Source organism: Bradyrhizobium sp. NBAIM08 (genome assembly GCF_020193935.1).
Taxonomy (GTDB): domain Bacteria; phylum Pseudomonadota; class Alphaproteobacteria; order Rhizobiales; family Xanthobacteraceae; genus Bradyrhizobium; species Bradyrhizobium yuanmingense.
Genome location: NZ_JADYVR010001094.1, coordinates 1 through 396, shown reverse-complemented (window position 1 = coordinate 396; position 396 = coordinate 1). Strand labels below are relative to the sequence as shown.

Annotated in this window: 1 protein-coding gene; it reads right to left on the bottom strand. The window is 72.2% G+C overall.

All coding sequences use genetic code 11. The features are described 5' to 3' along the window. Positions 1 to 396 (bottom strand): hypothetical protein (locus tag I6F37_RS43630; protein WP_225154930.1); only part of this gene is annotated, 396 nt, incomplete at both ends.

Here is a 396-nt window from a genome sequence, read left to right as displayed (position 1 = left end):
GGGCAGGTGCGGACTCGATCGTCCGGTCGTAGCCGGCCAGCGCGCGGATGGCGACCCACTTCCTGCCGTCCGAGGCCGCCTGGACACCATGCACGGCATCCGCAAGGTGGGTCACCGTCGCAGCGTCGGCAACGCCGAGCGGCAGGCTGGCCGTCACCGCCCGGACAGGCCCCTCGTGTCGGAGGCCGATGGCCCGCACCCAGGCATCGCCGATGCGCACCGAGACCACCGACGTGGCGTGGTCCAGTCCGTCGACGGCGATGCGGTACTGGGACCAGGTCCAGTCCGCGCCGGCACCTCCCGCGTCTACGAGCTCCCGATGGCCGATCCCCCCATCAGGACCCTCCAGCACCATCGTGCCGTCGGGTCCGGGCCTGCCGTCAGCAGCGTTGTTGG